Annotated in this window: 22 protein-coding genes and 14 pseudogenes; 21 read left to right on the top strand and 15 right to left on the bottom strand. The window is 72.7% G+C overall.

Features of this window, described 5'->3' with window-relative positions:
- Positions 1-205: 205 nt before the first annotated feature.
- The 6 genes and pseudogenes from G5V59_RS37815 to G5V59_RS27240 all read right to left on the bottom strand — a co-directional run bounded on the left by G5V59_RS37815 (position 206) and on the right by G5V59_RS27240 (position 2232).
- Positions 206-739, bottom strand: a complete 534-nt coding sequence (locus tag G5V59_RS37815) for a hypothetical protein (RefSeq protein ID WP_341351318.1) — start codon at positions 737-739, stop codon at positions 206-208.
- A pseudogene (locus G5V59_RS27225) lies at positions 630-911 on the bottom strand (lysine--tRNA ligase); the annotation flags it as partial. The pseudogene G5V59_RS27225 and the gene G5V59_RS37815, both read right to left, overlap by 110 nt.
- Before the next feature lie 100 nt (positions 912-1011).
- Positions 1012-1194: pseudogene (locus tag G5V59_RS37820) on the bottom strand (hypothetical protein); the annotation flags it as partial.
- Positions 1133-1270, bottom strand: a pseudogene (locus G5V59_RS27230) (hypothetical protein); the annotation flags it as partial. The pseudogenes G5V59_RS37820 and G5V59_RS27230, both read right to left, overlap by 62 nt.
- A gap of 64 nt (positions 1271-1334) precedes the next feature.
- Positions 1335-2072 (bottom strand): YegS/Rv2252/BmrU family lipid kinase, encoded by a 738-nt coding sequence (locus G5V59_RS27235; RefSeq protein ID WP_278258580.1) that lies wholly within the window; start codon positions 2070-2072, stop codon positions 1335-1337.
- Positions 2038-2232, bottom strand: coding sequence for a hypothetical protein (locus G5V59_RS27240; RefSeq protein ID WP_278258581.1), 195 nt, complete (start codon positions 2230-2232; stop codon positions 2038-2040). Before G5V59_RS27240 ends, G5V59_RS27235 begins: the two co-directional genes overlap by 35 nt.
- A 103-nt stretch (positions 2233-2335) precedes the next feature.
- On the opposite strand from G5V59_RS27240, the pseudogene G5V59_RS27245 reads away from it, so the two are divergent.
- From G5V59_RS27245 to G5V59_RS27255, 3 genes and pseudogenes are all read left to right on the top strand, one after another.
- Positions 2336-2809, top strand: a pseudogene (locus tag G5V59_RS27245) (carboxyl transferase domain-containing protein); the annotation flags it as partial.
- Positions 2810-3047: 238 nt separating this feature from the next.
- Positions 3048-3143, top strand: a pseudogene (locus G5V59_RS27250) (hypothetical protein); the annotation flags it as partial.
- Between the two features lie 17 nt (positions 3144-3160).
- Complete coding sequence (locus tag G5V59_RS27255; protein WP_278260090.1) at positions 3161-3736, top strand: carboxyl transferase domain-containing protein; 576 nt, start codon at positions 3161-3163, stop codon at positions 3734-3736.
- Here G5V59_RS27255 and G5V59_RS27260 read toward each other — a convergent pair.
- Positions 3687-4061: a nuclear transport factor 2 family protein gene (locus G5V59_RS27260; RefSeq protein WP_278258582.1), complete on the bottom strand. Its 375-nt coding sequence runs from the start codon at positions 4059-4061 to the stop codon at positions 3687-3689. The genes G5V59_RS27255 and G5V59_RS27260 overlap by 50 nt on opposite strands.
- 206 nt (positions 4062-4267) lie before the next feature.
- Here G5V59_RS27260 and G5V59_RS27265 point away from each other — a divergent pair.
- The 7 genes and pseudogenes from G5V59_RS27265 (at position 4268) to purB (ending at position 11944) form a co-directional block, all read left to right on the top strand.
- Positions 4268-5554: pseudogene (locus G5V59_RS27265) on the top strand (adenylosuccinate synthase).
- A 131-nt stretch (positions 5555-5685) separates the two neighbouring features.
- Positions 5686-7563: a PAS domain S-box protein gene (locus G5V59_RS27270; RefSeq protein ID WP_278260091.1), complete on the top strand. Its 1878-nt coding sequence runs from the start codon at positions 5686-5688 to the stop codon at positions 7561-7563.
- An 11-nt stretch (positions 7564-7574) separates the two neighbouring features.
- A pseudogene (gene purD / locus G5V59_RS27275) lies at positions 7575-8847 on the top strand (phosphoribosylamine--glycine ligase).
- The gene (locus tag G5V59_RS27280; RefSeq protein WP_278258583.1) at positions 8848-9363 is read left to right on the top strand and encodes a GNAT family N-acetyltransferase; all 516 of its coding nucleotides are present in this window, start codon (positions 8848-8850) and stop codon (positions 9361-9363) included.
- Positions 9364-9367: 4 nt separating this feature from the next.
- Positions 9368-9988 carry a hypothetical protein gene (locus G5V59_RS27285; protein ID WP_278258584.1) on the top strand — a complete coding sequence of 207 codons (621 nt, stop codon included), beginning with the start codon at positions 9368-9370 and terminating at the stop codon, positions 9986-9988.
- Complete coding sequence (locus G5V59_RS27290) at positions 9981-10475, top strand: GNAT family protein (protein ID WP_278258585.1); 495 nt, start codon at positions 9981-9983, stop codon at positions 10473-10475. Before G5V59_RS27285 ends, G5V59_RS27290 begins: the two co-directional genes overlap by 8 nt.
- Positions 10476-10514: 39 nt before the next feature.
- Positions 10515-11944, top strand: a pseudogene (gene purB, locus G5V59_RS27295) (adenylosuccinate lyase).
- 286 nt (positions 11945-12230) lie between these two features.
- On the opposite strand, the gene G5V59_RS27300 reads toward purB, so the two are convergent.
- Genes G5V59_RS27300 through G5V59_RS27310 form a run of 3 tightly spaced genes read right to left on the bottom strand, consistent with a single transcriptional unit; the run spans position 12231 to position 13039 of the window.
- Positions 12231-12653 carry an antibiotic biosynthesis monooxygenase gene (locus G5V59_RS27300; RefSeq protein WP_341351046.1) on the bottom strand — a complete coding sequence of 141 codons (423 nt, stop codon included), beginning with the start codon at positions 12651-12653 and terminating at the stop codon, positions 12231-12233.
- Complete coding sequence (locus G5V59_RS27305) at positions 12641-12784, bottom strand: hypothetical protein (RefSeq protein WP_278258586.1); 144 nt, start codon at positions 12782-12784, stop codon at positions 12641-12643. Before G5V59_RS27305 ends, G5V59_RS27300 begins: the two co-directional genes overlap by 13 nt.
- 57 nt (positions 12785-12841) lie before the next feature.
- Positions 12842-13039, bottom strand: coding sequence for a hypothetical protein (locus G5V59_RS27310; RefSeq protein ID WP_278258587.1), 198 nt, complete (start codon positions 13037-13039; stop codon positions 12842-12844).
- A gap of 80 nt (positions 13040-13119) precedes the next feature.
- On the opposite strand from G5V59_RS27310, the gene G5V59_RS27315 reads away from it, so the two are divergent.
- Positions 13120-13854 (top strand): hypothetical protein, encoded by a 735-nt coding sequence (locus tag G5V59_RS27315; RefSeq protein ID WP_278258588.1) that lies wholly within the window; start codon positions 13120-13122, stop codon positions 13852-13854.
- 352 nt (positions 13855-14206) lie between these two features.
- On the opposite strand, the gene G5V59_RS27320 is transcribed toward G5V59_RS27315, so the two are convergent.
- Together G5V59_RS27320 and G5V59_RS27325 are read right to left on the bottom strand one after the other, a co-directional pair.
- Positions 14207-14626 (bottom strand): hypothetical protein, encoded by a 420-nt coding sequence (locus tag G5V59_RS27320; protein WP_278258589.1) that lies wholly within the window; start codon positions 14624-14626, stop codon positions 14207-14209.
- Complete coding sequence (locus G5V59_RS27325; RefSeq protein ID WP_278258590.1) at positions 14620-15180, bottom strand: sulfotransferase; 561 nt, start codon at positions 15178-15180, stop codon at positions 14620-14622. Before G5V59_RS27325 ends, G5V59_RS27320 begins: the two co-directional genes overlap by 7 nt.
- A 123-nt stretch (positions 15181-15303) precedes the next feature.
- Here G5V59_RS27325 and G5V59_RS27330 point away from each other — a divergent pair.
- The 8 genes and pseudogenes from G5V59_RS27330 to G5V59_RS27365 form a co-directional block, all read left to right on the top strand.
- Positions 15304-16145, top strand: a pseudogene (locus tag G5V59_RS27330) (phosphoribosylaminoimidazolesuccinocarboxamide synthase); the annotation flags it as partial.
- Positions 16146-16416: 271 nt separating this feature from the next.
- Positions 16417-16473: pseudogene (locus G5V59_RS27335) on the top strand (hypothetical protein); the annotation flags it as partial.
- A gap of 311 nt (positions 16474-16784) precedes the next feature.
- Positions 16785-17351, top strand: a complete 567-nt coding sequence (locus G5V59_RS27340; protein ID WP_278258591.1) for an AMP-binding protein — start codon at positions 16785-16787, stop codon at positions 17349-17351.
- Positions 17348-18475 carry an AMP-binding protein gene (locus G5V59_RS27345; protein ID WP_278258592.1) on the top strand — a complete coding sequence of 376 codons (1128 nt, stop codon included), beginning with the start codon at positions 17348-17350 and terminating at the stop codon, positions 18473-18475. The genes G5V59_RS27340 and G5V59_RS27345 overlap by 4 nt, the downstream gene beginning before the upstream one ends.
- An 85-nt stretch (positions 18476-18560) precedes the next feature.
- Positions 18561-19028, top strand: coding sequence for a hypothetical protein (locus G5V59_RS27350; RefSeq protein ID WP_278258593.1), 468 nt, complete (start codon positions 18561-18563; stop codon positions 19026-19028).
- Positions 19029-19245: 217 nt separating this feature from the next.
- A pseudogene (locus tag G5V59_RS27355) lies at positions 19246-19625 on the top strand (calcium-binding protein); the annotation flags it as partial.
- Between the two features lie 140 nt (positions 19626-19765).
- Positions 19766-20086, top strand: coding sequence for a M91 family zinc metallopeptidase (locus tag G5V59_RS27360; protein WP_278260092.1), 321 nt, complete (start codon positions 19766-19768; stop codon positions 20084-20086).
- A gap of 13 nt (positions 20087-20099) precedes the next feature.
- Positions 20100-20270 (top strand): annotated as a pseudogene (locus tag G5V59_RS27365) (M91 family zinc metallopeptidase); the annotation flags it as partial.
- 384 nt (positions 20271-20654) lie between these two features.
- Here G5V59_RS27365 and G5V59_RS27370 read toward each other — a convergent pair.
- Genes G5V59_RS27370 through G5V59_RS27380 form a run of 3 tightly spaced genes read right to left on the bottom strand, consistent with a single transcriptional unit; the run spans position 20655 to position 21876 of the window.
- Complete coding sequence (locus G5V59_RS27370) at positions 20655-20870, bottom strand: hypothetical protein (RefSeq protein WP_278258594.1); 216 nt, start codon at positions 20868-20870, stop codon at positions 20655-20657.
- A 60-nt stretch (positions 20871-20930) separates the two neighbouring features.
- Positions 20931-21362, bottom strand: coding sequence for a GNAT family N-acetyltransferase (locus G5V59_RS27375; RefSeq protein WP_278258595.1), 432 nt, complete (start codon positions 21360-21362; stop codon positions 20931-20933).
- Between the two features lies 1 nt (position 21363).
- Positions 21364-21876 carry a general stress protein gene (locus G5V59_RS27380; RefSeq protein ID WP_278258596.1) on the bottom strand — a complete coding sequence of 171 codons (513 nt, stop codon included), beginning with the start codon at positions 21874-21876 and terminating at the stop codon, positions 21364-21366.
- 32 nt (positions 21877-21908) lie between these two features.
- Here G5V59_RS27380 and purS point away from each other — a divergent pair.
- A pseudogene (gene purS, locus G5V59_RS27385) lies at positions 21909-22156 on the top strand (phosphoribosylformylglycinamidine synthase subunit PurS).
- Positions 22153-22824 (top strand): annotated as a pseudogene (gene purQ / locus G5V59_RS27390) (phosphoribosylformylglycinamidine synthase subunit PurQ). Before purS ends, purQ begins: the two co-directional pseudogenes overlap by 4 nt.
- The last annotated feature ends 8 nt before the right edge of the window (positions 22825-22832 follow it).

Raw genomic sequence — 22832 nt, forward strand, 5'->3', positions numbered from 1 at the left:
CGCGGCTCCAGGTCCGCCTCGGAGGCACCGACCGTCTGCGCGGTGATCTCCCGCGACCCCGCGGTGACGTCGGCGACCGACGAGAGCATCCGGAACGGCACGACGACCGCCGGGGTCGGCAGCGTGCCCGCCGCCGCGGTGGCGGAGGCCCGCTCCCAGGCCAGCACGGCGGCGTCCCGCTTCTCCGGGATCGCGGCCTTCTTCGTCAGCGCGTCCCACTCGTCGTACAGGCGCAGCACCTCCGGCCGAAGTCGACGTTGAAGGCCTGCTTGGGCTGGCGCCGGACGTAGAGCCAGCGCAGGATGGGCGCCTCCAGGATGCGCAGCGCCTCGGCAGCGGTGGGGACTCCGCCCTTGGAGGAGGACATCTTCGGCATGCCGGCGACGCCGACGAAGGAGTAGCCGACGAAGGAGGGCGCGGAGCCGCCGAAGACCGGGCCGACGATCTCCTTGCCGACCGTGTAGGAGGAGCCGGGCGAGGCGTGGTCGACGCCGCCCGGCTCGAAGTGCACGCCCTCGAAGGTCCAGCGCATCGGCCAGTCGACCTTCCAGACCAGACTTGCCCTCGTCCTGGGTGGCGACGTTGGTGACGTAGGACTGGCCGCAGGTCTCGCACGTGTAGGCGAGGTCGGTGCTGTCGTCGTCGTACGACGTGAGCGTGACGGTGTCACGCCCGCACCCGCGGCAGTAGGGCTTGTAGGGGAAGCGTGCCAGGTCCTCGGTGGCGCCGTGGCCGGCATCCTCCTCGGCGAGCGACTCGCCGTCCTCGACCGGGTCGGTCTTCTTGGTGCGGAAGCGCGCCATGACGGTCTCGATCTCGCCACGCTTGCGGATGGCGGTGAGGATCTGGTCGCGGTACGTGCCGGCGCGGTACATCTCGGTCTGGCTGACCTCGACCATCTCGCAGCCCATCTCGGCGAGCGCGGCCCGCAGCGGCGCCTTGTAGCGCTCGGCCCAGCCTGGAGAACTCCCCGGTCGGGTCCGGCACCGCCGACAGCGGGCGGCCGATGTGCTCGCTCCACGACGGGTCGACGCCGGCCGGCACCTTGCGGAAGCGGTCGTAGTCGTCCCAGGCTGTGCAGGTGACGGACGTCGACGCCGCGGCGGCGGATCTCCTCGGCGACGAAGTGCACGGTGAGGAACTCGCGCAGGTTGCCCAGGTGGATCGGCCCGGAGGGGCTGATGCCGGACGCACAGGTCACCAGGTCGGGCAGGGTGCCGCCGTTGACCTGCTCGGCGTGCCGGAGCGCCAGGTCGGCGGTCCGGGTCACCCAGTCGGTGGGGTCCTGCTGCTGGTCGCGCTGTCCTCGTGCCACGGCGCCCAAGCCTAGGGCGCTAGGAGAGCGGGACCACCATCGAGTACGCCGCCGGGAGCACCCGCCAGGTCCGCGCCCCCACCGGCCCGTCGATCTCCCCGTCGCTGTTGCAGTCGAACGGGGTGCCGGTCACCCGGACCGCGCGACCGCGCACCATCGCCACGTCGCGGTGCTCGCCGTGCCGCGCGAAGGGCAGCCGCAGCGCGTACCCCAGCCGCGCCAGCGTCCGGTCGGGCGTCGCCACCAGCACGTCGACCAGCCCGTCGTGCGGGTCCGCGTCCGGGGTCGACTCGGTCCCGCCGCCGACCGACGCGCCGTTGCCGACGGCCACCATGAGCACGCCCTTGTCGACGTCGACGACCACCTCGCCGTCGACCTCGACCCGCAGCCGCAGGACCGGCGGGTTGAGCGCGGTCTGGACCGCGCCGATCGGGTAGCCGATCTTCCCCAGCCGCTTCTTCCAGCGCGCGCCGTACTTGCCGGCCTCGGCGCCGGCGCCCAGGTGCACGCTGTTGACGGTGACCCGGTCGCGGTCGTCGACCACCAGGTCGGTCGGCCGGGGTGTCCCGTCCACCACGACCTGGGCCGCCTCGGCCGCCTCCAGCGGGATGCCCAGCGTCCGGGCGAAGTCGTTGCCGGTGCCCAGGGGCACCAGCCCGAGGGTGCGCCCGTCGAGGCCGCCACGGTCGTGCAGGGCCTGGACGACCGCGTGGATGCTGCCGTCACCGCCCGCGACGACGACCTCCCGCTCGCCCACGCCGCGCAGGACCTCCTCGAGCCTCCTCCGGTGAGGACGTGGCCGCGACCTCGACCTCGGCCGCCCCGCGGAGCACGGCCAGCGCCGCGTCGAGGGCCTCCTGGTCCGCCGTACCGGCGCCGGAGTTGGTGATCACGAGCATCGAGCGGTCGGTGGGCACGGGACCACCCTAGAGTTCGGTCGCATGGGAAGCACGCGACGCTGGACCGCCCGTGAGCCTGATCGACCTCGTCCTCGACGAGGGCTCCTACGAGTCCTGGGACGTGCCGATCGACATCAGCGGGCACGCCGAGGAGTACCAGGACGAGTTGCGCGCCGCGGCGGAGAGGGCCGGCACCGACGAGTCCGTGCTCACCGGGCGCGGGACGGTGCGGGGGAGGCCGGTGGCGTTCGTCGTCAACGAGTTCCGCTTCCTGGCCGGCTCGATCGGCATCGCCGCGGCGCACCGGATCGCCGCCGCCGTACGGCGGGCGACCGACGAGGGCCTGCCGGTCCTGGCCAGCACCTCCTCGGGTGGTACCCGGATGCAGGAGGGGACGCCCGCCTTCGTGCAGATGGTCGAGATCTCGCGCGCCGTGATGGCACACCGCGCGGCCGGCCTGCCCTACCTCGTGCACCTGCGGCACCCGACGACCGGCGGGGTGTACGCCTCGTGGGGCTCGCTCGGCCACATCACCGTCGCCGAGCCGGGTGCGCTCGTCGGCTTTCTCGGCCCGAAGGTCTACGAGGCGCTCAACGGCGAGCCCTTCCCCGAGGGGGTGCAGGTCGCGGAGAACCTCGCCGCGAAGGGGGTGATCGACGCCGTCGTACCGGCCGAGGAGTTTGCCGGCGCTGGTCGACGCCGCGCTCGGCGTGCTCGTGGACCCGGCGACGGAGCCGGCGCTGGAGCGCCGGGAGCCGGTCGCCGCCGGAACCCGGCTGGACCACCCGGTCTGGGAGGACGTCGAGGCGACCCGTGCCGAGGGCCGGGTGGGCGTGCGCGACCTGCTCCGGTACGGCGCCACCAGCACCCTGCGGCTCAAGGGCACCGACGAGGGGGAGCGCGACGACTCGGTCCTCATCGCGCTCACCCGGCTCGACGGCCGGCCCTGCGTGCTGGTCGGCCAGGACCGCTCCCGGCAGACGCCCGCGACGCCGATGGGGCCGGGCGCGCTGCGCGAGGCCCGGCGGGCGATGGAGCTCGCCAACGAGCCTGCGCCTGCCGCTGGTCACCGTCGTCGACACCCCCGGCGCCGGGTCTCTCGCAGGCGGCCGAGGAGGGCGCGATGGCCGGTGAGATCGCCCGCTGCATCGCTGGTCTGGTGACGATGGAGGTGCCGACCGTGTCGGTGATCCTCGGCCAGGGCTGCGGTGGCGGGGCGCTGGCCATGCTGCCTGCCGACACCGTGCTCGCGACCGAGCGCGGCTGGCTCTCCCCGCTCCCGCCCGAGGGGGCCAGCGTGATCGTCCACGGGGACGCCTCCCGGGCCGCGGAGATGGCCGAGCGCCAGCGGGTCGGTGCGCTCGACCTGCTCGCCGACGGCGATGTCCACGGCGTCGTGCCGGAGGACGAGGGGGACACGCCGGAGACGCTGGCCCGCGCGGTGGTCGCCGAGGTCGCGGCCCGGCTGGCCGCTAGCCGACGACCATGTCCTCGCCCGACCAGAACGCCCGCATGCTGGTGATCCGGCCGTCGTCGTCGAAGGTCATCACGTCGATGGGCGCGAGTGTGTAGGTCTGCTCGCCGGCCTTGGTGACGAGCTCGAAGGCGAACGCCGCCTCGTTGCCGGCGATCCGCACGTGCAGCAGCGTCGCGGACTGCTCCAGGCCGTCGAGGGCGCCGTAGAACTCCGCGATCTCCTCCCGGGTACGACGCACCTCGGTGCCGACCGGGTCCTCGACGCTCGCGCCGTCGGCGTAGAGCGCGACGACGTCGGCGGAGGCGCCGGTGGCGACCAGGTCGACGTACTGCTGGATGGTCCCGAGGATCGTCTCGCGGCTGGCGCCCATGGCGGTCTCCCAAAGTAGAACGTGTTCTCGTTAGCCGAATCTAGCGTGAAGATCGCGTTTTGGTAACGTGACGCCGCAAGAGCCCCGGTCTTGCCGGGGCTTCTTGCTGGGCAGACACCAACAGCAACACCAACAACAAGTGGTGCGTCGAGCAGCCGTCCCGTCAGGAGGGGCGGAGGGACTCCGTCCGTGGCGAGGAGCAACCAATGCCTGCAATCGTGATCGTCGGCGCCCAGTGGGGCGACGAGGGCAAGGGCAAGGCGACCGACCACCTGGGCAGCCAGGTCGACTACGTCGTGAAGTTCAACGGCGGCAACAACGCCGGCCACACGGTCGTCATCGGCGACGAGAAGTACGCCCTCCACCTGCTGCCCAGCGGCATCCTCACGCCCGGCTGCACGCCGGTCATCGGCAACGGCGTCGTCGTCGACATCGACGTGCTCTTCCAGGAGATCGACGGCCTGGAGGCGCGCGGCATCGACACCTCCTCGCTCAGGCTCAGCGCCAACGCGCACGTGATCGCCGACTACAACCGGCAGGTCGACAAGGTGACCGAGCGTTTCCTCGGCTCCCGCAAGATCGGTACGACGGGACGCGGGATCGGTCCGACGTACGCCGACAAGATGAACCGGATCGGCATCCGGGTCCAGGACCTCTTCGACGAGAAGATCCTCACCGCGAAGGTCGAGGGTGCCCTGGAGCTCAAGGGCCAGATCCTCACCAAGATCTACAACCGTCGCGCGCCGTCGGTGGAGCAGACCGTCGAGGAGCCTGCTCGGCCACGCCGAGCGCCCGGCGCCGTACGTGTGCGACACGGGCCTGCTGCTGAGCCAGGCCCTCGACCGCGACGAGGTCGTCCTGATGGAGGCCGGTCAGGCGACCCTGCTCGACGTCGACCACGGCACCTACCCCTTCGTCACCTCCAGCAGTGCGATCTCCGCCGGCGCCTGCACCGGCACCGGGATCCCGCCCACGCGCATCGACCAGGTCATCGCGATCGCGAAGGCCTACACCACCCGGGTCGGCGAGGGCCCGTTCCCGACCGAGCCTGCACGACGACAACGGCGAGTTCCTGCGCAAGGCCGGCTGGGAGTACGGCACCACCACCGGGCGTCCGCGGCGCTGCGGCTGGATGGACACCGTGATCACGCGCTACGCCGCGCGGGTCAACGGCGTCACGGACTTCGTGCTCACCAAGCTCGACACCCTGACCGGGCTCGCGGAGTCTGCCCGTGTGCGTCGCCTACGACGTCGACGGTGTGCGCCACGAGGAGATGCCGGTCAACCAGAGCGACTTCCACCACGCGGTGCCGGTCTACGAGAACCTGCCCGGCTGGAGCGAGGACATCTCGGGGTGCCGCGACTTCGCAGACCTGCCGAAGGCCGCGCAGGACTACGTCACCTTCGTCGAGGACCGCTCCGGCGCGCGGATCTCCGTCGTCGGCGTCGGTCCCGAGCGTGAGCAGGCCGTGGTGCGGCACCCGCTGCGCTGACCGCGAAGATTTTGTCGGGAACTCCCGTGTGGAAAGGGAATTGCTGGGAACCTCGGCCTGGAGACATCTAGGGCGGAGGAAGCGCGTGGTGGGACGCCCCACGGTGGTGATCGTGGACGACTCAGCCGAGTCTGCGGGTCGTGGTGCGATCGCGACTGTCGGCCTCGGGCCTGTTCGACGTGGTCGGCGAGGGCGCCGACGGCGGTGAGGCGATGATCCTGGCCCACCAGCACGAGCCCGACCTGATGCTGCTCGACACCTCGATGCCGGTGCTCGACGGGCTCGAGGCGCTGCCGCTGGTGCTGGCCGTCTCGCCGCGCACCAAGGTCGTGGTGTTCACCGGCTTCGAGGGACGGGGCCTCGCCACCCGGGCCCGGGAGCCTGGGGGCGGCGGACTTCATCGAGAAGTCGGTGCCGATCGAGAAGTCTGCCGGAGCCTGCTGTGGCAGCACGTCGACCGGCCCGAGGCCGACGTACGACGACCTCGTTCGCTGGGCCTGCACGTCGCCGACGGTCTCGACGAGTCCGCGGCCCGCGACCAGGCCGCGCTCGACGAGCACCGCGAGCGCTACCAGGAGGCCTTCGAGCAGGCCGCGATCGGCATGGCGACGATGACGCTCAACGGCAGCATCGTTCGCGCCAACCCCGAGCTCGCCGAGATGGTGGGCCGGGTGCCCGACGACCTGGTCGGGCTCGACTACGGCGTGCTCACCCGCCAGCACGGCGACCACCTCGACGAGGCACTGGCCCGGATCACCGAGGGCGACGAGGACCTGGTCACCTTCGAGCACCCGCTGGTCTCCGACGGCGGCGCGAGCACGTTGCGGGTCACCCTGGCGCCGATCCGCGACTCCCGCGGCCAGCCGCTCTACGTCTTCGCGCAGGTCCAGGACATCACCGCCGAGATCGCGCTGCGGCGCAGCGAGGAGATGTTCCGGCTGCTGGTGACCGCGGTGACCGACTACGCGATCTACCTGCTCGACACCGACGGCCGGGTCGCGAGCCTGGAACCCCGGTGCGCAGAACATCAAGGGCTACGCCGCGGACGAGATCGTGGGTCAGCACTACCGGGTCTTCTACCCCGAGGAGGAGCGCCGCGCGGAGCACCCCGAGCGCAACCTCGAGTACGCCCTGGAGAAGGGGACCTACGCCGAGGAGGGCTGGCGGGTGCGCCGCGACGGGAGCCGGTTCTGGGCCAGCGTCCTCATCACGGCCGTCTACGACGACGCCGGTCGCCACCGCGGGTACGCCAAGATCACCCGCGACCAGACCCAGCAGCGCGAGCACGAGGAGCACCGCAAGGCCGCCATCGAGCAGCAGGCGCACCTGCTGGCGATCACCGCCCACGAGCCTGCGCACGCCCGCGGCCGTGGTCGAGGGTTCCGTCGCGATCCTGCGCGACAGCGGGGACACCGTCTCCGACGACACCCGCGACCAGGCTGCTCGAGGCCATGGCCAGCAGCGCGCACCGCCTGCAGCGCCTCGTGAGCGACCTGAGCGCCGCCTCGGACGTGCACGCCGACGCGCTGGCGCTGGAGCCCGAGCGGGTCTCGCTGCGCACCACCCTGCTGGCCGCCGCCGACCGGTCCCGCGCGGTGCACCCGCACGAGCGGATCGCCGTCGAGGTGAGCGACGAGACCGAGATCTTCGCCGATCCCGCCCGGCTCGGGCAGGCGCTGGACAACCTGCTGGAGAACGCCCTGCGGCACGGCCGGGCGCCGGTCCTGGTCACCGGCGAGCCGACCGCGGACGGCGTCCGGATCCGCGTCTCCGACGACGGCCACGGGGTCGACGAGCGGTTGCTGGACGAGTCTGTTCCACCGCTTCGCCCATGCCGGTCCCACCGGCGGGACGGGCCTGGGCCTCCACCTGGTGCGGGAGATCGCCCGCAGCCACGGGGGCGAGGTGCGCTACCTCGCACCGACCGACGAGCGCCGGACGACCTTCGAGATGGTGCTGCCCAGCAAGCCGCGGGTGCCGAGCATGTGAGCCGGCCGTGGCCGCCCTAGGATCGACCCCCGTGAAGACCCTCGTGATCGGCACCGGTGGCCGCGAGCACGCGCTCGCCCTCGCGCTCTCCCGCGACCCGGCGGTCACGGAGGTGCACGCGGCTCCGGGCAACCCCGGCATCGGCGCCTTCGCGAGCCTGCACCCCGTCGACCCGATGGACGGCACGGCGATCGCGGCCCTCGCCACCGAGATCGGCGCCGACCTCGTCGTCGTCGGCCCGGAGGCACCGCTGGTCGCCGGTGTCGCGGACGTCGTGCGCGAGGCAGGGATCCCGGTCTTCGGCCCGTCGCGGGCGGCCGCCCTGCTGGAGGGCTCGAAGGCGTTCTCCAAGGAGGTCATGGCCGCGGCCGGCGTACCGACGGCGGGCTCGCGGACCTGCGTCACCGCCGACGAGGTCGCCGCCGCGCTCGACGACTTCGGCCCGCCGTACGTCGTGAAGGACGACGCGCTCGCCGCCGGCAAGGGCGTCGTGGTGACCCGCGACCGGGCGGAGGCCGAGGAGCACGCGGCCGGCTGCGGCACCGTGGTGGTCGAGGAGTTCCTCGACGGCCCGGAGGTCTCGCTGTTCGCGGTGTGCGACGGGACCACCGCCTACGCCCTGCAGCCCGCCCAGGACTTCAAGCGCATCCACGACGGAGGCCGGGGCCCGAACACCGGCGGGATGGGCTCCTACTCCCCGCTCCCGTGGGCGCCCGCCGACCTCGCCGCGACGGTCCTGGAGACCGTCGTGCAGCCCACCCTCGACGAGATGGCCCGTCGGGAGGCGCCCTTCGTCGGCTGCCTGTACGTCGGCCTCGCGCTCACCACGGCCGGCCCGCGGGTCATCGAGTTCAACTGCCGGTTCGGCGACCCCGACGTGCAGCCCGTGCTCGCCCTGCTCGACTCGCCGCTCGGCGAGCCTGTTGCTGGCCGCCGCCCGCGGCGACCTCGGCTCGGTCGTCCCGCCGGCCTTCCGCGACGGTGCCTCCGTCACGGTGGTGCTCGCCTCCGCGGGCTATCCCGAGTCCTCCTCCCGGGGCGACGTGATCACCGGTGTGGGTGCCGCCAACGGCGTCAACGACGTGGACGTGATCCACGCCGGGACGGCGCTGCAGGGCGAGTCGCTGGTGACAGCGGGCGGACGCGTGCTCGCCGTACGGGCGGTGGGCTACGACGTCTCGGACGCACGGGCCCGCGCCTACGCCGCGGCCGACCTGATCGCCTTCGAGGGCCAGCAGCGCCGCTCCGACATCGCCGCCGAGCCGCTCGGCGTGGTCGAGGGCGCGTCGGTCGCGGAGGACTGAGTGGAGGTCCGCCCCGCCGTCGACGCCGACCTGGACGCCGTCGCCGCGATCTACGACCGCGAGGTCCGCGAGGGCACCGCCACCTTCGACCTGGAGCCGCCGCCGCGCGCGAAGTGGGAGGGGCTGCTCTCCTCCGCCCACCCCGGCGACCACTTCCTGGTCGCCGACGACGGCGGCACCGTCCTCGGCTTCGCCTACTCCTCGTCGTTCCGGCCCAAGGGCGCCTACGACGCCACCCGCGAGGTCACCATCTACCTCGACCCGTCCGCCTCGAGGCGTGGCATCGGCCGCCGGCTCTACGACGAGCCTGCTCGCGCGGCTGTCCGCTTCCGGCATGCGCACCGCCCTGGCCTGCATCTCGCTCCCGAACGATGCCAGCGAGGCGCTGCACCGCGCCTGCGGGTTCGAGCGGCAGGGCGTGCTGCGCGAGGTGGGCCACAAGGCTCGACCGCTGGATCGACGTCGTGTGGTGGCAGAAGGCGCTCCACGACTGAGCGGCCCTGGGTGGCAGAGTGACGCCATGGCCGAGTCAGCAGCAGACCTGTATGCCCGGGTGCGCGGCGTCGCCGACGAGCACGGACGGCTCCCGCTGCCCTCGGTGGCGTCCTGGGACGTCTTCCCGTGGGAGGTCGTCGACGGGCGGTTGAGCCCCAAGCCGCTCGCCGAGCCGGCCCCGGAGGAGCCGCGCGAGGGCGAGGGTGGCGTCGGCTGTCGGGCGTGCGATGCCGAGCCGGCCGGTGTGGCGTGGACCAACGAGCGGTGGCGCCTGCGCCACCTCTCCGAGCGCAGCGGCCTGCCGCTGGTGCTCATCCTCGAGCCGTGGGCCCACCTCGACCTGCCCGACCTCGACGACGCCATGGCCGCCGAGCACGGCGTGCTCGCGGTCCGCATCGCGCGCATCGTCGAGGGTCTCCCGAACGTCGCGCGCTGCCACGTGCAGCGCATCGGCGACGGCGCCGAGCACCTGCACACCTGGTTCATGGCCCGCACCGAGGGACTGCTGTCGGTGCGCGGGTCCTTCGCCGTCGACTGGGACGACATCCTGCCGCCCGGGCCGGAGGACGTCTGGCGCACGGACGTCCGGGCCGTGGCGAGCGCCCTGGCGTCGTACGACGGCCGGGTGGTGGATGCCGATGGCTGAGCAGGCGGCTCAGCGCCGCGGGGTCGGCACCGCCCGGCTGGACCTGGTGCTGTGGGACGAGGCCACGGTCCGCGCCATCCGCGAGGGCTCCCGGCACCCCGACTGGCACCCGGACTTCCCGCGCGAGGACGACCGGGGCGCGGCCACCCTGTGGCGCGACGGCGACCCGTGGGGTCCGCGCTCGATCGTGCACGAGGGCGTCGTGGTCGGCTCGATCGGCTTCTTCGGCCCGCCCGAGGACGCCGCGGACGGCACGCCGGAGGTGGAGGTCGGCTACGGCCTGGTGACCTCCTCGCGGGGTCTCGGGCTGGCGACGGAGGCGCTCGCCGCGCTGCTGCGGCGCGCCGACTCCGCGGGGGTCCGGGTGCGGGCGTCCATCGCGCCCGACAACGCCGCGAGCCTCCGGGTGGCGGCCAAGGCCGGGTTCACCGGGGTCCGCGGCACCACCGAGGACGGCGAGATGGTGCTGGTCCGGCCCGTGCGCTGATGGCGGGTGGTGTGCGCCGCCGTGGGAGAATGGCCCACCGTGACCGTCCCGAACGTCCTCGCCACCCGCTACGCCGCCGCCGACCTCGCTGAGATCTGGTCCCCGGAGCACAAGATCGTGCTGGAGCGGCAGGCTCTGGATCGCGGTGCTCCGGGCGCAGCGCGACCTCGGCATCGACGTACCGGACGGTGTGGTCGAGGCCTACGAGAAGGTCGTCGACGTCGTCGACCTGGACTCGATCGCGGCCCGCGAGCGGGTGACCCGGCACGACGTGAAGGCGCGGATCGAGGAGTTCGCCGCGCTCGCCGGGCACGAGCACATCCACAAGGGCATGACCAGCCGCGACCTCACCGAGAACGTCGAGCAGCCTGCAGGTGCGCCAGTCCCTCGGCCTGGTGCGCGACCGCGCCGTCGCGGCCCTGGCCCGGCTGGCCCGGCTGGCCGCCGAGCACGAGACCACCGTGATGGCGGGCCGCTCGCACAACGTCGCCGCCCAGGCGACCACCCTCGGCAAGCGCTTCGCGACCGTCGCCGACGAGCCTGATGATCGGCATCGAGCGCATCGAGCAGCCTGCTCGCCCGCTACCCGCTGCGCGGGATCAAGGGGCCGATGGGCACCGCCCAGGACATGCTCGACCTGCTGGGCGGTGACGCCGCGAAGCCTGGCCGACCTCGAGCAGCGGGTCGCGAGCCACCTCGGCTTCGAGCGGGTGCTGACCAGCGTCGGGCAGGTCTACCCGCGCTCGCTCGACTTCGACGTGCTCTCGGCCCTGGTGCAGGCTCACCGCGGCGCCCTCCAACCTGGCGACCACGATCCGGCTGATGGCCGGCAACGAGATCGTCACCGAGGGCTTCAAGGAGGGCCAGGTCGGCTCGTCCGCGATGCCGCACAAGATGAACACCCGCTCCTGCGAGCGGGTCAACGGCCTCGCCGTGGTGACCCGGGGCTACCTGTCCATGGTGGGCGAGACTCGCCGGCGACCAGTGGAACGAGGGCGACGTCTCCTGCTCCGTCGTACGACGCGTGGCGCTGCCGGACTCCTTCTTCGCCGTGGACGGGCTGTTCCAGACCTTCCTGACGGTGCTCGACGAGTTCGGGGCCTTCCCCGCGGTCATCCAGCGCGAAGCTCGACCGCTACCTGCCCTACCTCGCCACCACCAAGGTGCTCATGGCCGCGGTCCGCAACGGCGTCGGGCGCGAGGCGGCGCACGAGGCGATCAAGGAGGCGGCGGTCGGCACCGCGCTGGCGATGCGCCAGGGCCAGGCCGAGAACGACGTCTTCGCCAAAAGCTCGCCGCCGACGAGCGGCTGGGCCTGACGAGCGAGCAGCCTGCAGTCGCTGGTCGCCGAGCCGATCACGTTCACCGGTGCCGCGGTCGAGCAGACCCAGGCCGTGTGCCGGCAGGTCGAGGCGGTCCTCGCGGCGCACCCCGCCGCGGCGTCGTACCAGCCGGGGGCGATCCTCTGAGCCCGATCGAGGTCCCGTTCCCGGTCCCGGCGGACCGGGCGTTCGACTACCTCGCCGACCCGCGCAACCGCCCGGCGTGGCAGTCCTCGCTGCGCGCCGTCGCCGACCTGGACGGCCCGGCGTGGACGGACGTCACCGTCGTGCCGGGACTGCGGCCGCGGATGCGCACCACCGTCTCCGAGCGGCCCCACCGGTGGGCGGAGGAGGGGCGGTTCGGCCCGTTCCGGGCTCGCCTGGGCCTGCGAACTCGTATCGACCGACGAGGGCTGCCGGGTGTCCGCGGACTTCACGGTCGGCGCGCTGGGCGCCGGCCCGCTGGTGACCCGCTTCGCGCGGCCGGCCGTCGCGGCCGACCTGAGGCGGGCGGCCCGGCTGCTCTCCTGAGCCGGCTCAGGAGGGGCGTACGTCGAGCACGACGTCGAACTCGAGCAGGTCCGCGCCCGTGGAGACCGGCTTGCGCGGGGCCTCGCCGGCCGGTGTCGCGTGGGCGGCCCGGGCGTCGCCGTCGCGCCAGGCGGCGAAGGACTCCTCGTCGGCCCACTGCGTCACGACGAAGTACCGGCTCTCGCCGGCCGTCGGGCGGAGCAGACTGGAAGCCGAGGAAGCCGGAGGCGCCCTCGACGGCACCGGCCCGTGCGGCGAACCGCTTCTCGAGCTCGGCGCCGGCGGCCTCGGGCACCGTGATGGCGTTGATCTTCACGACGGGCATGGAGTGCTCCTCGATCGGGCGCCGGTCAGGCGCGAGCCTCGCCGCCCCAGTTGGCGAGCCGGATGGCGATGTCGTGCAGGTGGTCCTCGGTCACGTCGGTCACCTCGAAGGTGAAGCCTGGACGTGCTCACCGGAGATGCGGCCGAGGGAGACACTGCCCGCGCCGGGCAGGTGCTCGATGATCCGGATCAGGCGGTTGCCGATCCGGCCGAGCCTGCGAGGCGTGGTCGTCGGACAGCCTGCCCGAGAGCCTCGGGGTCACGGTGGTGCAGCGTCAGGCCGAGCCGGCCGCCGGCGTCGTGGCGGGCGAGGATCCAGACCTCGTCCTCCCACACGATGGGGCCGTGGACGAACGTGCTCTCGGGGGTCTGCGCGGACTCCGTCATGGCGACACTGTGCCATCCGCGCAGACCGGCTCCCGCACCGACCCCCAATGTCGAGTCGTTTGGTCAAGTATGATCACCTCATGACCCTCGCGACCCCCACCGCCCCGACGTACGACGACCCGCGGGTGGTCGTCCCCGCTCCCGCCGCCGGCGCGGGCAACTGGGCGGGTGCGGCGAGCGCGGTGCTGGTCGACGGCACGTACTGGCTGACCTACCGGGTCCGCCGGCCGCTGACCGAGGGCCGCGGGGTGAGCGTGGTCGTGGCCCGCTCCGAGGACGGCGAGCACTTCGAGCAGGTGGCCGAGGTGCACCGCGACGCGTTCGGCTGCGAGTCCTTCGAGCGCCCGGTGCTGGTGCCGGTGCCGGGGGTGGGCTGGCGGCTGTACCTGTCCTGCGCGACGCCCGGATCGAAGCACTGGTGGGTCGACAGCCTCACCGCCGCGACGCCCGCGGAGCCTGCCCGGCGGGGTCCGGCAGGTGGTGCTCCCCGGCGACGACACCGTCGCGGTCAAGGACCCGGTCGTGACCCACGGGCCGGAGGGCTGGGAGATGCTGCTGTGCTGCCACCCGCTCACCGACGCCGGTCACGAGGACCGGATGACCTCGCGCCTGCTGCGCAGCGCGGACGGCCTCGCCTGGACCGACCACGGCGAGGTGCTCGCCGGCCGGCCGGGGGAGTGGGACGCCCGCGGGGCCCGCGCCACCGCGGTGCTGCCCGATCGCGAGGGCGCCCCCCGCACCATCCTGTACGACGGCCGTGCGGACGCCGCCTCGAACTGGTTCGAGACCACCGGCATCGCCACCTGGGACGGTGAGCGGTACGTCGCCCAGGACGCCCCGCCGATCACCTCCCCGCACAGCGACGGCGCGTGGCGCTACGCCGCCGCCGTACCGCTGCCGGACGGGCGGGTGCGCTTCTACGTCGAGGCCGCGCGGCCCGACGGCGCGCACGACCTGGTCACTGTCGTCCGCTAGCCGCGAGTTGGGACTTCCCACCCGTGAGTTGGGACTTCCCGCCCGTGAGTTGGGACTTCCCACCGTCGACTTGTGACAAGTCGCGGGTGGAAACCCCCAAGTCGCGGGTGGAAACCCCCAAGTCGCGGGTGGAAACCCCCAAGTCGCGGGTGGAAACCCCCAAGTCGCGGGTGGAAACCCCCAAGTCGCGGGTCAGGGGCGGGCGCTGACCCGCTCGGCGAAGGACCCGCGGTCGCGGGTGGAGAGCCAGTCGGAGAAGTCCTCGCCGGTCAGGTCGGAGAGCAGGGCGATGTCGTCGGCGAAGGCCGGCAGGAGCCGCTCCCGCTGCTCCGGCGTGAGCGAGGGCCGGTGCGCGTCGCTGGTCTGCAGCCGCGCGACGAGCGGGATGCTGAGCCGCCGCCAGATCTCGGGCCGGACGAACTGGCCGGCCCAGGCCCCGCCGCGGACGACGGGTCCGACGACGCGCGGACGCCAGCCGGGGGCGACGTAGGGCCGGGAGTTGTCGCGGGGGATGGAGGTCACCTGGCCCTCGCGGATGCCGAGGAAGCGGCAGGTGCGGTCGACGGTCTCGGCCGGGTGGTCGACGATGTCGCGGTAGCGCACGATCAGCACCCGGGCGGGGTCCACGAGCCTTGTAGAGGTCGCGCAGCCTGCTCGCCGTAGAGCCCGAGGTCGCGGTAGCGCCAGAAGGGCGCGTGCCCGGCCGCGACCCGCTCGTCCTGGCGGGCGAAGGCGGTCTCGAAGTCGGCCTCCGGCTCGAGGCCGTCGGACCACAGGTGCATCCAGTTGCTGTAGGCCCGGTCGATCGGGTCCCGGACGACGGCGACGAGCTTGACCTCGGGCAGTGCGTCCGCGATCCGGCGCTGCGCCCCGCGGTGCCACAGGTAGAACGGCGTGGACTCCCCACGCACGCTTCCGGCGGGCGCGGGGCGGAACAGGTCGGCGTACGCCTGCTCCTGCCAGACCCACTCCTGCTGGGAGTGGCGGTCGCCGGGACCGCCCCAGTGCGGCGGCGGGGCGCCCTCGCAGAGCCAGTACTTCGGCTCCTTCGGCGTGGTCACGAAGACGTCGGGGTGCGCGGCGAGGGCGAGGTGCAGGGCGCTCGTGCCGGCCTTGGGCGCGCCGACCAGCAAGAAGTCGGGGCGAGGGTCCCGGTCCGAAGGCATGTAGATCAGTCTAGATAGTTTTGTTGAATCCGGGGAGGGCCTTCACGCAGCGGGCTCAATAGGCTGTCGCCCGTGACGCTCGCGAACATCCCGCCCGCCCCGGAGCTCCCCGGCCACCGCCACCTGCACTCGGGCAAGGTGCGCGACCTCTACGAGGTCACCGAGGGCCCGTACGCCGGCAAAGCCTGCTCATGGTCGCCAGCGACCGGCTCTCGATCTTCGACTTCGTGCTGGAGACGACGATCCCGGACAAGGGCGAGATCCTCACCCGGATGTCGCAGTGGTGGTTCGAGCAGACTGGCGCCGCTCGTGCCGAACCACGTGCTCTCCACCGACGTGCCGGAGGCGGTCCGCGGCCGCGCGGTGGTGTGCGAGCGACTGGAGATGTTCCCGGTCGAGTGCGTCGCGCGGGGCTACCTCACCGGCTCCGGGCTGCTCGACTACCGCGCCACCGGCGAGGTCTGCGGGATCGCCCTGCCCGGCGGCCTCGAGGACGGCAGCCGCCTGCCGGAGCCGATCTTCACCCCGGCCACGAAGGCCGAGCTCGGCGACCACGACGAGAACGTCTCCTACGACGCCGTCGTCGCCACCGTCGGCGCGGACTCCGCCGCCGCGCTGCGCGAGACTCACCCTGGAGGTCTACGGCCGGGCCGAGGAGATCGCGCGGGAGCAGGGCATCCTCCTGGCCGACACGAAGGCTCGAGTTCGGAGTGCGCCCGGGCATCGCGCAGATCGTGCTGGCCGACGAGGTGCTGACGCCGGACTCCTCGCGCTACTGGCCGGCCGACGACTGGCAGCCGGGCCGGGCGCAGCCGTCGTACGACAAGCAGATCGTGCGCAACTGGGCGCTGTCGGCCGAGAGCGGGTGGGACAAGGCGTCCGGCGAGGCTCCGCCGCCGCTGCCGCCCGAGGTCGTCGAGCGGACCCGGTCGCGCTACATCGAGGCCTACGAGCGTTTGACGGGTGAGACCTTCTGAGTGATCGGTGACCGCCGTCACGACCGGCAAGTAGGTTGTCCCGCATGACGAACCTCGCCGGCTTCCTCGAGAGCAGCGCCCAGAGCCTTCCCGGACCGCACAGCCATCGTCCTCGGTGACACCCGCCTGACCTACCCGCAGGTCGACGGCGCGGCCAACCAGGTCGCCAACCTGCTGGTCTCGCGCGGGATCAAGCCGGGCGACAAGGTCGCGATCAGCCTGCCCCAACCTGCCGTACTTCACGATCGTCTACTACGGCATCCTCAAGGCCGGCGCGAGCGTCGTACCGCTCAACGTGCTGCTCAAGGGCCGCGAGGTCGCCTACCACCTCGGCGACTCCGACGCGAAGGCCTACTTCGCCTTCCAGGGCACCCCCGAGTCTCGCCATCGGCGAGGAGGGGTACGCCGGCTTCCAGGCCGCCGACGGCTGCGAGCACTTCTTCGTCATCACCGCCGACCCCACCGCGGCCTCGCCCATCGAGGGCACCGAGACGCTGGGCCAGGCGCTCGCCGGCCAGGCGCCGACGTTCGACACCGTCGAGGTGGACGACGACGACACCGCCGTCATCCTCTACACCTCCGGCACGACCGGCCAGCCGAAGGGCGCGGAGCCTGCGGCACCGCAACATGCGCGACAACGCGCTGTCCGGCAAGGACCTGTTCGGCGCGAGCGCCGACAACCCCGACACCTACCTGTGCGTGCTGCCGCTGTTCCACTCCTTCGGCCAGACCGTCATCCAGAACGGCGCCTTCGCCTTCGGCGGCACCGTGGTGATGCTGCCCCGCTTCGAGGCCGCGCCCGCGCTGGGCCTGATGCTGAAGGAGAAGGTCACCTTCTTCGCCGGCGTCCCGACGATGTACTGGGGCCTGCTCGGCGCGCTCGACGCCTCGGTCGACGTCAAGGCCATCGCGGCCAACCTGCGGGTCGCGGTCGCCGGCGGCGCTGCCCTGCCGGTCGAGGTGCACCACCAGTTCGAGGAGCGCTTCGGCGTCACCATCCTGGAGGGCTACGGCCTGTCGGAGACCTCGCCGGTCGCGAGCTTCTCGCGCTTCGGCGAGCCGGTCCGGGTCGGCTCGATCGGCACGCCGATCCCCGGTGTCGAGATGAAGCCTGATCGACCCGGAGAGCCTGGGACGAGGTCACCGACCCCGACGGCATCGGCGAGATCGCCATCAAGGGCCACAACATCATGAAGGGCTACTACCAGCGCCCCGACGCCACCGCCGAGGCGATCAACGACGAGGGCTGGTTCCGCTCCGGCGACCTCGGCCGCAAGGACGCCGACGGCTGGTACTACATCGTCGACCGCTCCAAGGACATGATCATCCGCGGCGGCTTCAACGTGTACCCGCGCGAGATCGAGGAGGTGCTCCTCACCCACCCGGCGATCTCGCTGGCCGCCGTGATCGGTGTCCCGCACGAGAGCCACGGCGAGGAGATCAAGGCGTTCGTGATCCTCAAGCCGGGCGCCGAGGCCACCCCCGAGGAGATCGTGGCCTGGAGCAAGGAGCAGATGGCGGCGTACAAGTACCCCCGCCTCGTGGAGATCGTCGAGGGCCTGCCGATGACCGCCACCGGAAAGATCCTCAAGCGCGAGCCTGGACTGATCGATCGGCGCGAGCGCGGCTTCGCCTGCAGGGGCGGGCAGCAAGGCTGCCGGACGGCGGCTCTCGCCGCGCTGCCGCGCGCGCAGTCGGCTTCCGTAGAGACTGCCTCCGTCTGGCGGCAAGACGCCGTCGTGTCCGGTGGCGCGAGCGCGGCTTCGCCTGCAGGGGCGGGCAGCAAAGTCTGCCGGACGGCGGCTCTCGCCGCGCTGCCGCGCGCGCAGTCGACCGGCGTAGGTCTGCCGCCTTCCGGCGGCAAGACAGGGGTTAGCGTCTCCGGGGGATGGGGTAGGAGCCGGGTCTCACCATCCCATCCCTCAGGAGGCCGCTCGTGGAGGTCCCCACCCAGGCTCGCGGAGCTCGCGAACACCTGCCTGTCGGCGTCCCAGGACGTCGCCGACGGCTGGTCCGGGGCGCTGAGTGCGCTCCAGGTCCCGTCCGGCGCCGCCGGCAACACCCTCGAGAGCGGTCCGCTGCTGACCGCCCACACCGACGCCGGCAACGCCGCGGCCATCGCCGTCGGGCGGCTGGTGTCGGTGCTGGAAGCCGACGTCGACGCGGTCTACCTGTGCGCCTTCGACTTCTCGACGACCGACGAGAGGGTCGCGGCCGGCTTCGCGGAGAAGACCCCCGACAAGACGCCCCCGCCGGTCCCCTCGCCCTCGCCTGGCCCGGCGCCGACCCCGCCGCCGACGTCCGCCCGGGTGGCGTGATGGCGGCCGGGATCTTCGACCTGCACGACCAGGTCGACAAAGTCTGGACACCGCGGCGACCCAGTGGGCGGCCGTCGGTACGACGTTGACCGACTCCGGTGACGACGTCACCCGTGGCGTCAAGGCGGTCATGGACGCCGGCTGGGAGGGCGACACCCGCGACTCCTTCGACGACCACCGCCGACGCCTGGTCGCCGACCTCGACGCGGGTGGCGACCTGGCGGGCAAGGTCGCCTCGCACCTGACGTTGGCGGCCGGTTCCGTGCGGGTCGCGCAGGGCCACCTCGACGCGCAGTGGGCCACCATCGTCAGCGTCCCGGTGCACTGGGGGCCGGGCGGGGAGATGACCTTCCAGCCGCGCGACGAGGCCGAGCAGACCAAGGTCACCGAGGCGCTGGCCCGGGCGCGGGAGATCCGCGACGGGCTCGACACGGCGCTCGACGAGGACCGCGCGGCCATCGCGGCGACCGTCGAGCAGTGGCGCGCGATCGCCGACCGCTGGCAGGCCGTCGCCGAGGGCGCCGATCCCTTCGAGTTCGCCGCCGGACGCTGACGGCGTCGGCGCGATCACCATCGGCAACCGCACGATCTTCAACACCGGCGCGGGCGACGACACGGTCACCGTCACCGTCGACCCGAAGACGGGCGAGCAGGTCGTCACGATCAACGGCAAGGTCTACCGGGTGCCGGCCGGGCAGGAGGTCGTGGTCCGCGTCGGTGAGGGCAACGACACCGTCACCGTGCCGAAGGGCAGCCGGGTCGACGTGACCGTGCTGGGGGGCAAGGACGACGACCTGATCGAGACCGGGGACGGCAACGACACGATCCTCGGCGGCAGCGGCGACGACCGGATCAAGGGCGGCGACGGCGGCGACCGGATCTCCGGCGGCGCCGGGCGCGACTACGCCGACGGCCAGTTCGGCGACGACACCCTCTCCGGCGGCTCGGGCGACGACACGCTCTACGGCCTCGACGGTGACGACACGCTGTCCGGCGGCGACGGCTGGGACTACCTCGAGGGCGGCTCCGGCGACGACACCCTCGACGGCGGCGCGGGCGGCGACACGCTGTCCGGTGGCACCGACGACGACACGATCTACGGCGGCGACGGTGACGACAAGGTCTACACCGGCAAGGGCGAGGACACGGTCGAGGCCGGCACTGGCTCCGACACGACGTACGCCGAGCAGGGAGACGTCGTGCGCGGCGGCGAGCACCGGGTGACGGTGGAGCCTGCGCGACGTGCCGAGCGAGATCCAGGTCGAGGGCTCGCCGGAGTTCCAGGCCCGGGTGCGCGCCGACCTGGAGTCGCTGGCGTCCTCGCCGGCAGGCCAGCAGATGCTCGCCAACCTGGCGCACAACATCGACGACTCGGGCTTCCTGGGGATCAACAAGGACACCCTGGTCATCCGCGAGTACAACGACCCGAGCGACCCCGACAACAGCACGGCCAGCAACGACGGGCACGGCAACTACGTCATCAACTACAACGTCGCGCTCGACCACCTGCGCACGCCGGGCGGCGGCGTCGACGGCCCGCCGATCGCGGTGGTCTACCACGAGTCTCGCCCACGTCTACGACTACGCCAACGACACCAGCGCGCCGGGTGACTACCAGGGCGACGACCAGACCAACCACGGCACGCCCAACGACGAGCGGCAGGCCGCCGGGCTCCCGATCGACCACGACGGCGACCCGTCGACGCCGGAGGTCATCGACCCCGACCACCCGTACCAGTACACCGAGAACGGGCTGCGTGAGGAGATGGGGGCGCCGCACCGTGACCACTACTGACCGGCGTCTGCTCGCGGCCCTCGCGGCGGTGCTCGGCCTGACGCTCGGCGGATGTGGTGCGGACACGAAGGACTCGGCGCCCGCCGGTGCCCCGAGCGACCCGGCCGACCCGGACGGCGGCATCGCCGACCCCGGTCTCGACTTCGCCGCGACCGTGCGCGTCGCCGACGGCACGGTCCGGGTCTCCTGGCGGCTGCGCAACACCACCGACGGCGAGTCTGCTCGTCCTCGACGGGGTGCCGCGCGCCGCCGGCGCCGGGGTCCGGTACGACGCCACGCTGGCCTACGTCACCGGGCGCGGCTCCGGGATCCTGCTGTCCCAGCGGGCGTTCCCGTGGCCCGACACGGACTCGATGGCGTGGGGACAGGCGCCCCGAGTGGGCGTCACCCGGCTCGCAGCGGGCCAGGAGCCTGAGCCGCGAGCTCACCGTGCCCGAGCCCTTCGTGCGGCGCCAGCCCTTCGGCGACGACCTCGGCGACGGGCCGGTGGCGCTGCCGGAGGCCCCGGACCGGGTGACCTTCTGCCTGGGAGTGGTGGCGCCGCCGTACCCGCCGGCGCTGGGGCGCTCCGACGACGACGGCGCGACCACCCTCGCGCACGGCAACGCGACCTGGGACGCGCAGACCCAGGCTCTGCTCGGACCCGGTCGACCTCTGGTCTCAGGCCGGGCGGGTCATCGGCACGTGCGGGATGCCGTCCTCGAGGAACTCCGGGCCGGTGGCCGTGAAACCGTGCCGCTCGTAGAACGCGACCAGGTGGGCCTGTGCGTCGAGGACCGTCTCCCGCGCACCGATCTCGGTCAGCGCCGCGGCCATCAGCCGGCCGGCGGCACCGGTCCCGCGGGCCGCCGGGGTCACCACGACCCGGCCGATCCGGGCGACGCCGTCCGGCTCGCTGAGCACCCGCAGGTACGCCGTGGGGGCACCGCCGTCCGCCAGCCACAGGTGCCGGGTGCCCGGCTCGGTGTCCCGGCCGTCGAGCTCGGGGTAGGCGCACGCCTGCTCGACGACGAACACGTCGACGCGCAGCCGGAGCAGGTCGTAGAGCGTGTGCGGGTCGAGCTCGGCGAAGCCGGCGACGTGGGGCCGCACCTCAGCCTGAAGGGGTTCGGCAGCGCGCCGGGCAGCCTTCGCCAGTAAGCTCGCGTGCCTGGGCGGAGACCCTGTGCTCGACGAGGACCTCGTAGCGGGTGGCGACGACCGCGCTGATCGAGGAGAAGTCGCGGCGTCCGCCCGAGAGGGCGTAGCCCACGAGCGCCATGATCACGCCGAAGGCCGCGCCGAGGGCCATCGTGGAGACGATGATCCCGAAGGTGCTCTCGTCGGTGAAGATGCTGAAGATCAGCCCGACGAACAGGCCGAGCCAGAGCCCGGACATCACGCCGCCGGCGGCGACCCGGCCGGTGGTGAGCCGGCCGGTGATCCGCTCGACGCGCTTGAGGTCGGTGCCGACGATCATGCACTGCTCGACGGGGAACTTCTCGTCGGCGAGGAAGTCGACGGTGCGCTGCGCGGCGGCGTAGTCGTCGTAGACCGCCAGGGACTGGGGGTACTCCAGCCTGAGCGGGGAGGTGGTGCCGAACGCGGGACGGGACGGATTGCTCATGACCCCAGTGTGCCCCGGTACAGTTACGCCCCGTGGCCCGAGTCGTCGTAGCTTGTCATGCCGAAGCCCGAGATCCTCGACCCGCAGGGGAAGGCCGTCCACGGCGCGCTGCCCCGGCTGGGCTTCACCGGGGTCACCGATGTCCGTCAGGGCAAGCGGTTCGAGCCTGGAGATCGAGGGCGAGGTCACCGACGCCGTCCTCGCCGAGGTCGACAAGATGGCCGAGACCGTGCTCTCCAACCCGGTGATCGAGAACTACGTCGTGAGCGTCGAGCAGTGAAGGTCGGCGTCGTCACCTTCCCCGGCTCGCTCGACGACGTCGACGCGCAGCGCGCGGTCCGCATCGGCGGCAACGAGGCGGTCGCGCTGTGGCACGGCGACGCGGACCTCAAGGGCGTCGACGCGATCGTGCTGCCCGGCGGCTTCTCCTACGGCGACTACCTGCGCTGCGGCGCCATCTCCCGCTTCGCGCCGGTCATGGACGTGGTGGTCGAGGCCGCGAACGCCGGCATGCCCGTGCTCGGCATCTGCAACGGCTTCCAGATCCTCTGCGAGTCGCACCTGCTGCCCGGCGCCCTGATCCGCAACGAGCCTGCGCAAGTTCGTCTGCCGCGACCAGACTGCTGCGCGTCGAGAACAACCGGACCCCCTGGACCTCCGCGTACGCCGAGGGCCGGGAGATCCGGATCGTGCTCAAGAACGGCGAGGGCGGGTTCGTCGCCGACGCCGAGACCCTGGCCCGGATCGAGGGGGAGGGCCAGGTCGTGGCCCGCTACCTCGAGGTCAACCCGAACGGCTCGCTCAACGACATCGCCGGCATCAGCAACGAGCGCGGCAACGTCGTCGGCCTGATGCCGCACCCCGAGCACGCGGTCGAGGAGCCTGACCGGCTGCGGCCTCGACGGGCTCGGCTTCTTCACCTCGCTCGTCGAGACCGCCTTCGCCTGAGCGGTCCG

The organism is Nocardioides convexus (assembly GCF_011090295.1).

Excerpts from the sequence above, each read along its gene's own strand:
- G5V59_RS27310 (WP_278258587.1), bottom strand. The coding sequence starts at position 13,039 with ATGACGGAGTCCGCGCAGACCCCCGAGAGCACGTTCGTCCACGGCCCC.
- G5V59_RS27345 (WP_278258592.1), top strand. The coding sequence starts at position 17,348 with ATGAAGGGCTACTACCAGCGCCCCGACGCCACCGCCGAGGCGATCAAC.
- G5V59_RS27315 (WP_278258588.1), top strand. The coding sequence starts at position 13,120 with ATGACCCTCGCGACCCCCACCGCCCCGACGTACGACGACCCGCGGGTG.
- G5V59_RS27325 (WP_278258590.1), bottom strand. The coding sequence starts at position 15,180 with ATGCCTTCGGACCGGGACCCTCGCCCCGACTTCTTGCTGGTCGGCGCG.
- G5V59_RS27285 (WP_278258584.1), top strand. The coding sequence starts at position 9,368 with ATGGCCGAGTCAGCAGCAGACCTGTATGCCCGGGTGCGCGGCGTCGCC.
- G5V59_RS27290 (WP_278258585.1), top strand. The coding sequence starts at position 9,981 with ATGGCTGAGCAGGCGGCTCAGCGCCGCGGGGTCGGCACCGCCCGGCTG.
- G5V59_RS27340 (WP_278258591.1), top strand. The coding sequence starts at position 16,785 with ATGCGCGACAACGCGCTGTCCGGCAAGGACCTGTTCGGCGCGAGCGCC.
- G5V59_RS27380 (WP_278258596.1), bottom strand. The coding sequence starts at position 21,876 with ATGAGCAATCCGTCCCGTCCCGCGTTCGGCACCACCTCCCCGCTCAGG.
- G5V59_RS27260 (WP_278258582.1), bottom strand. The coding sequence starts at position 4,061 with ATGGGCGCCAGCCGCGAGACGATCCTCGGGACCATCCAGCAGTACGTC.
- G5V59_RS37815 (WP_341351318.1), bottom strand. The coding sequence starts at position 739 with ATGCCGGCCACGGCGCCACCGAGGACCTGGCACGCTTCCCCTACAAGC.
- G5V59_RS27300 (WP_341351046.1), bottom strand. The coding sequence starts at position 12,653 with ATGCCCGTCGTGAAGATCAACGCCATCACGGTGCCCGAGGCCGCCGGC.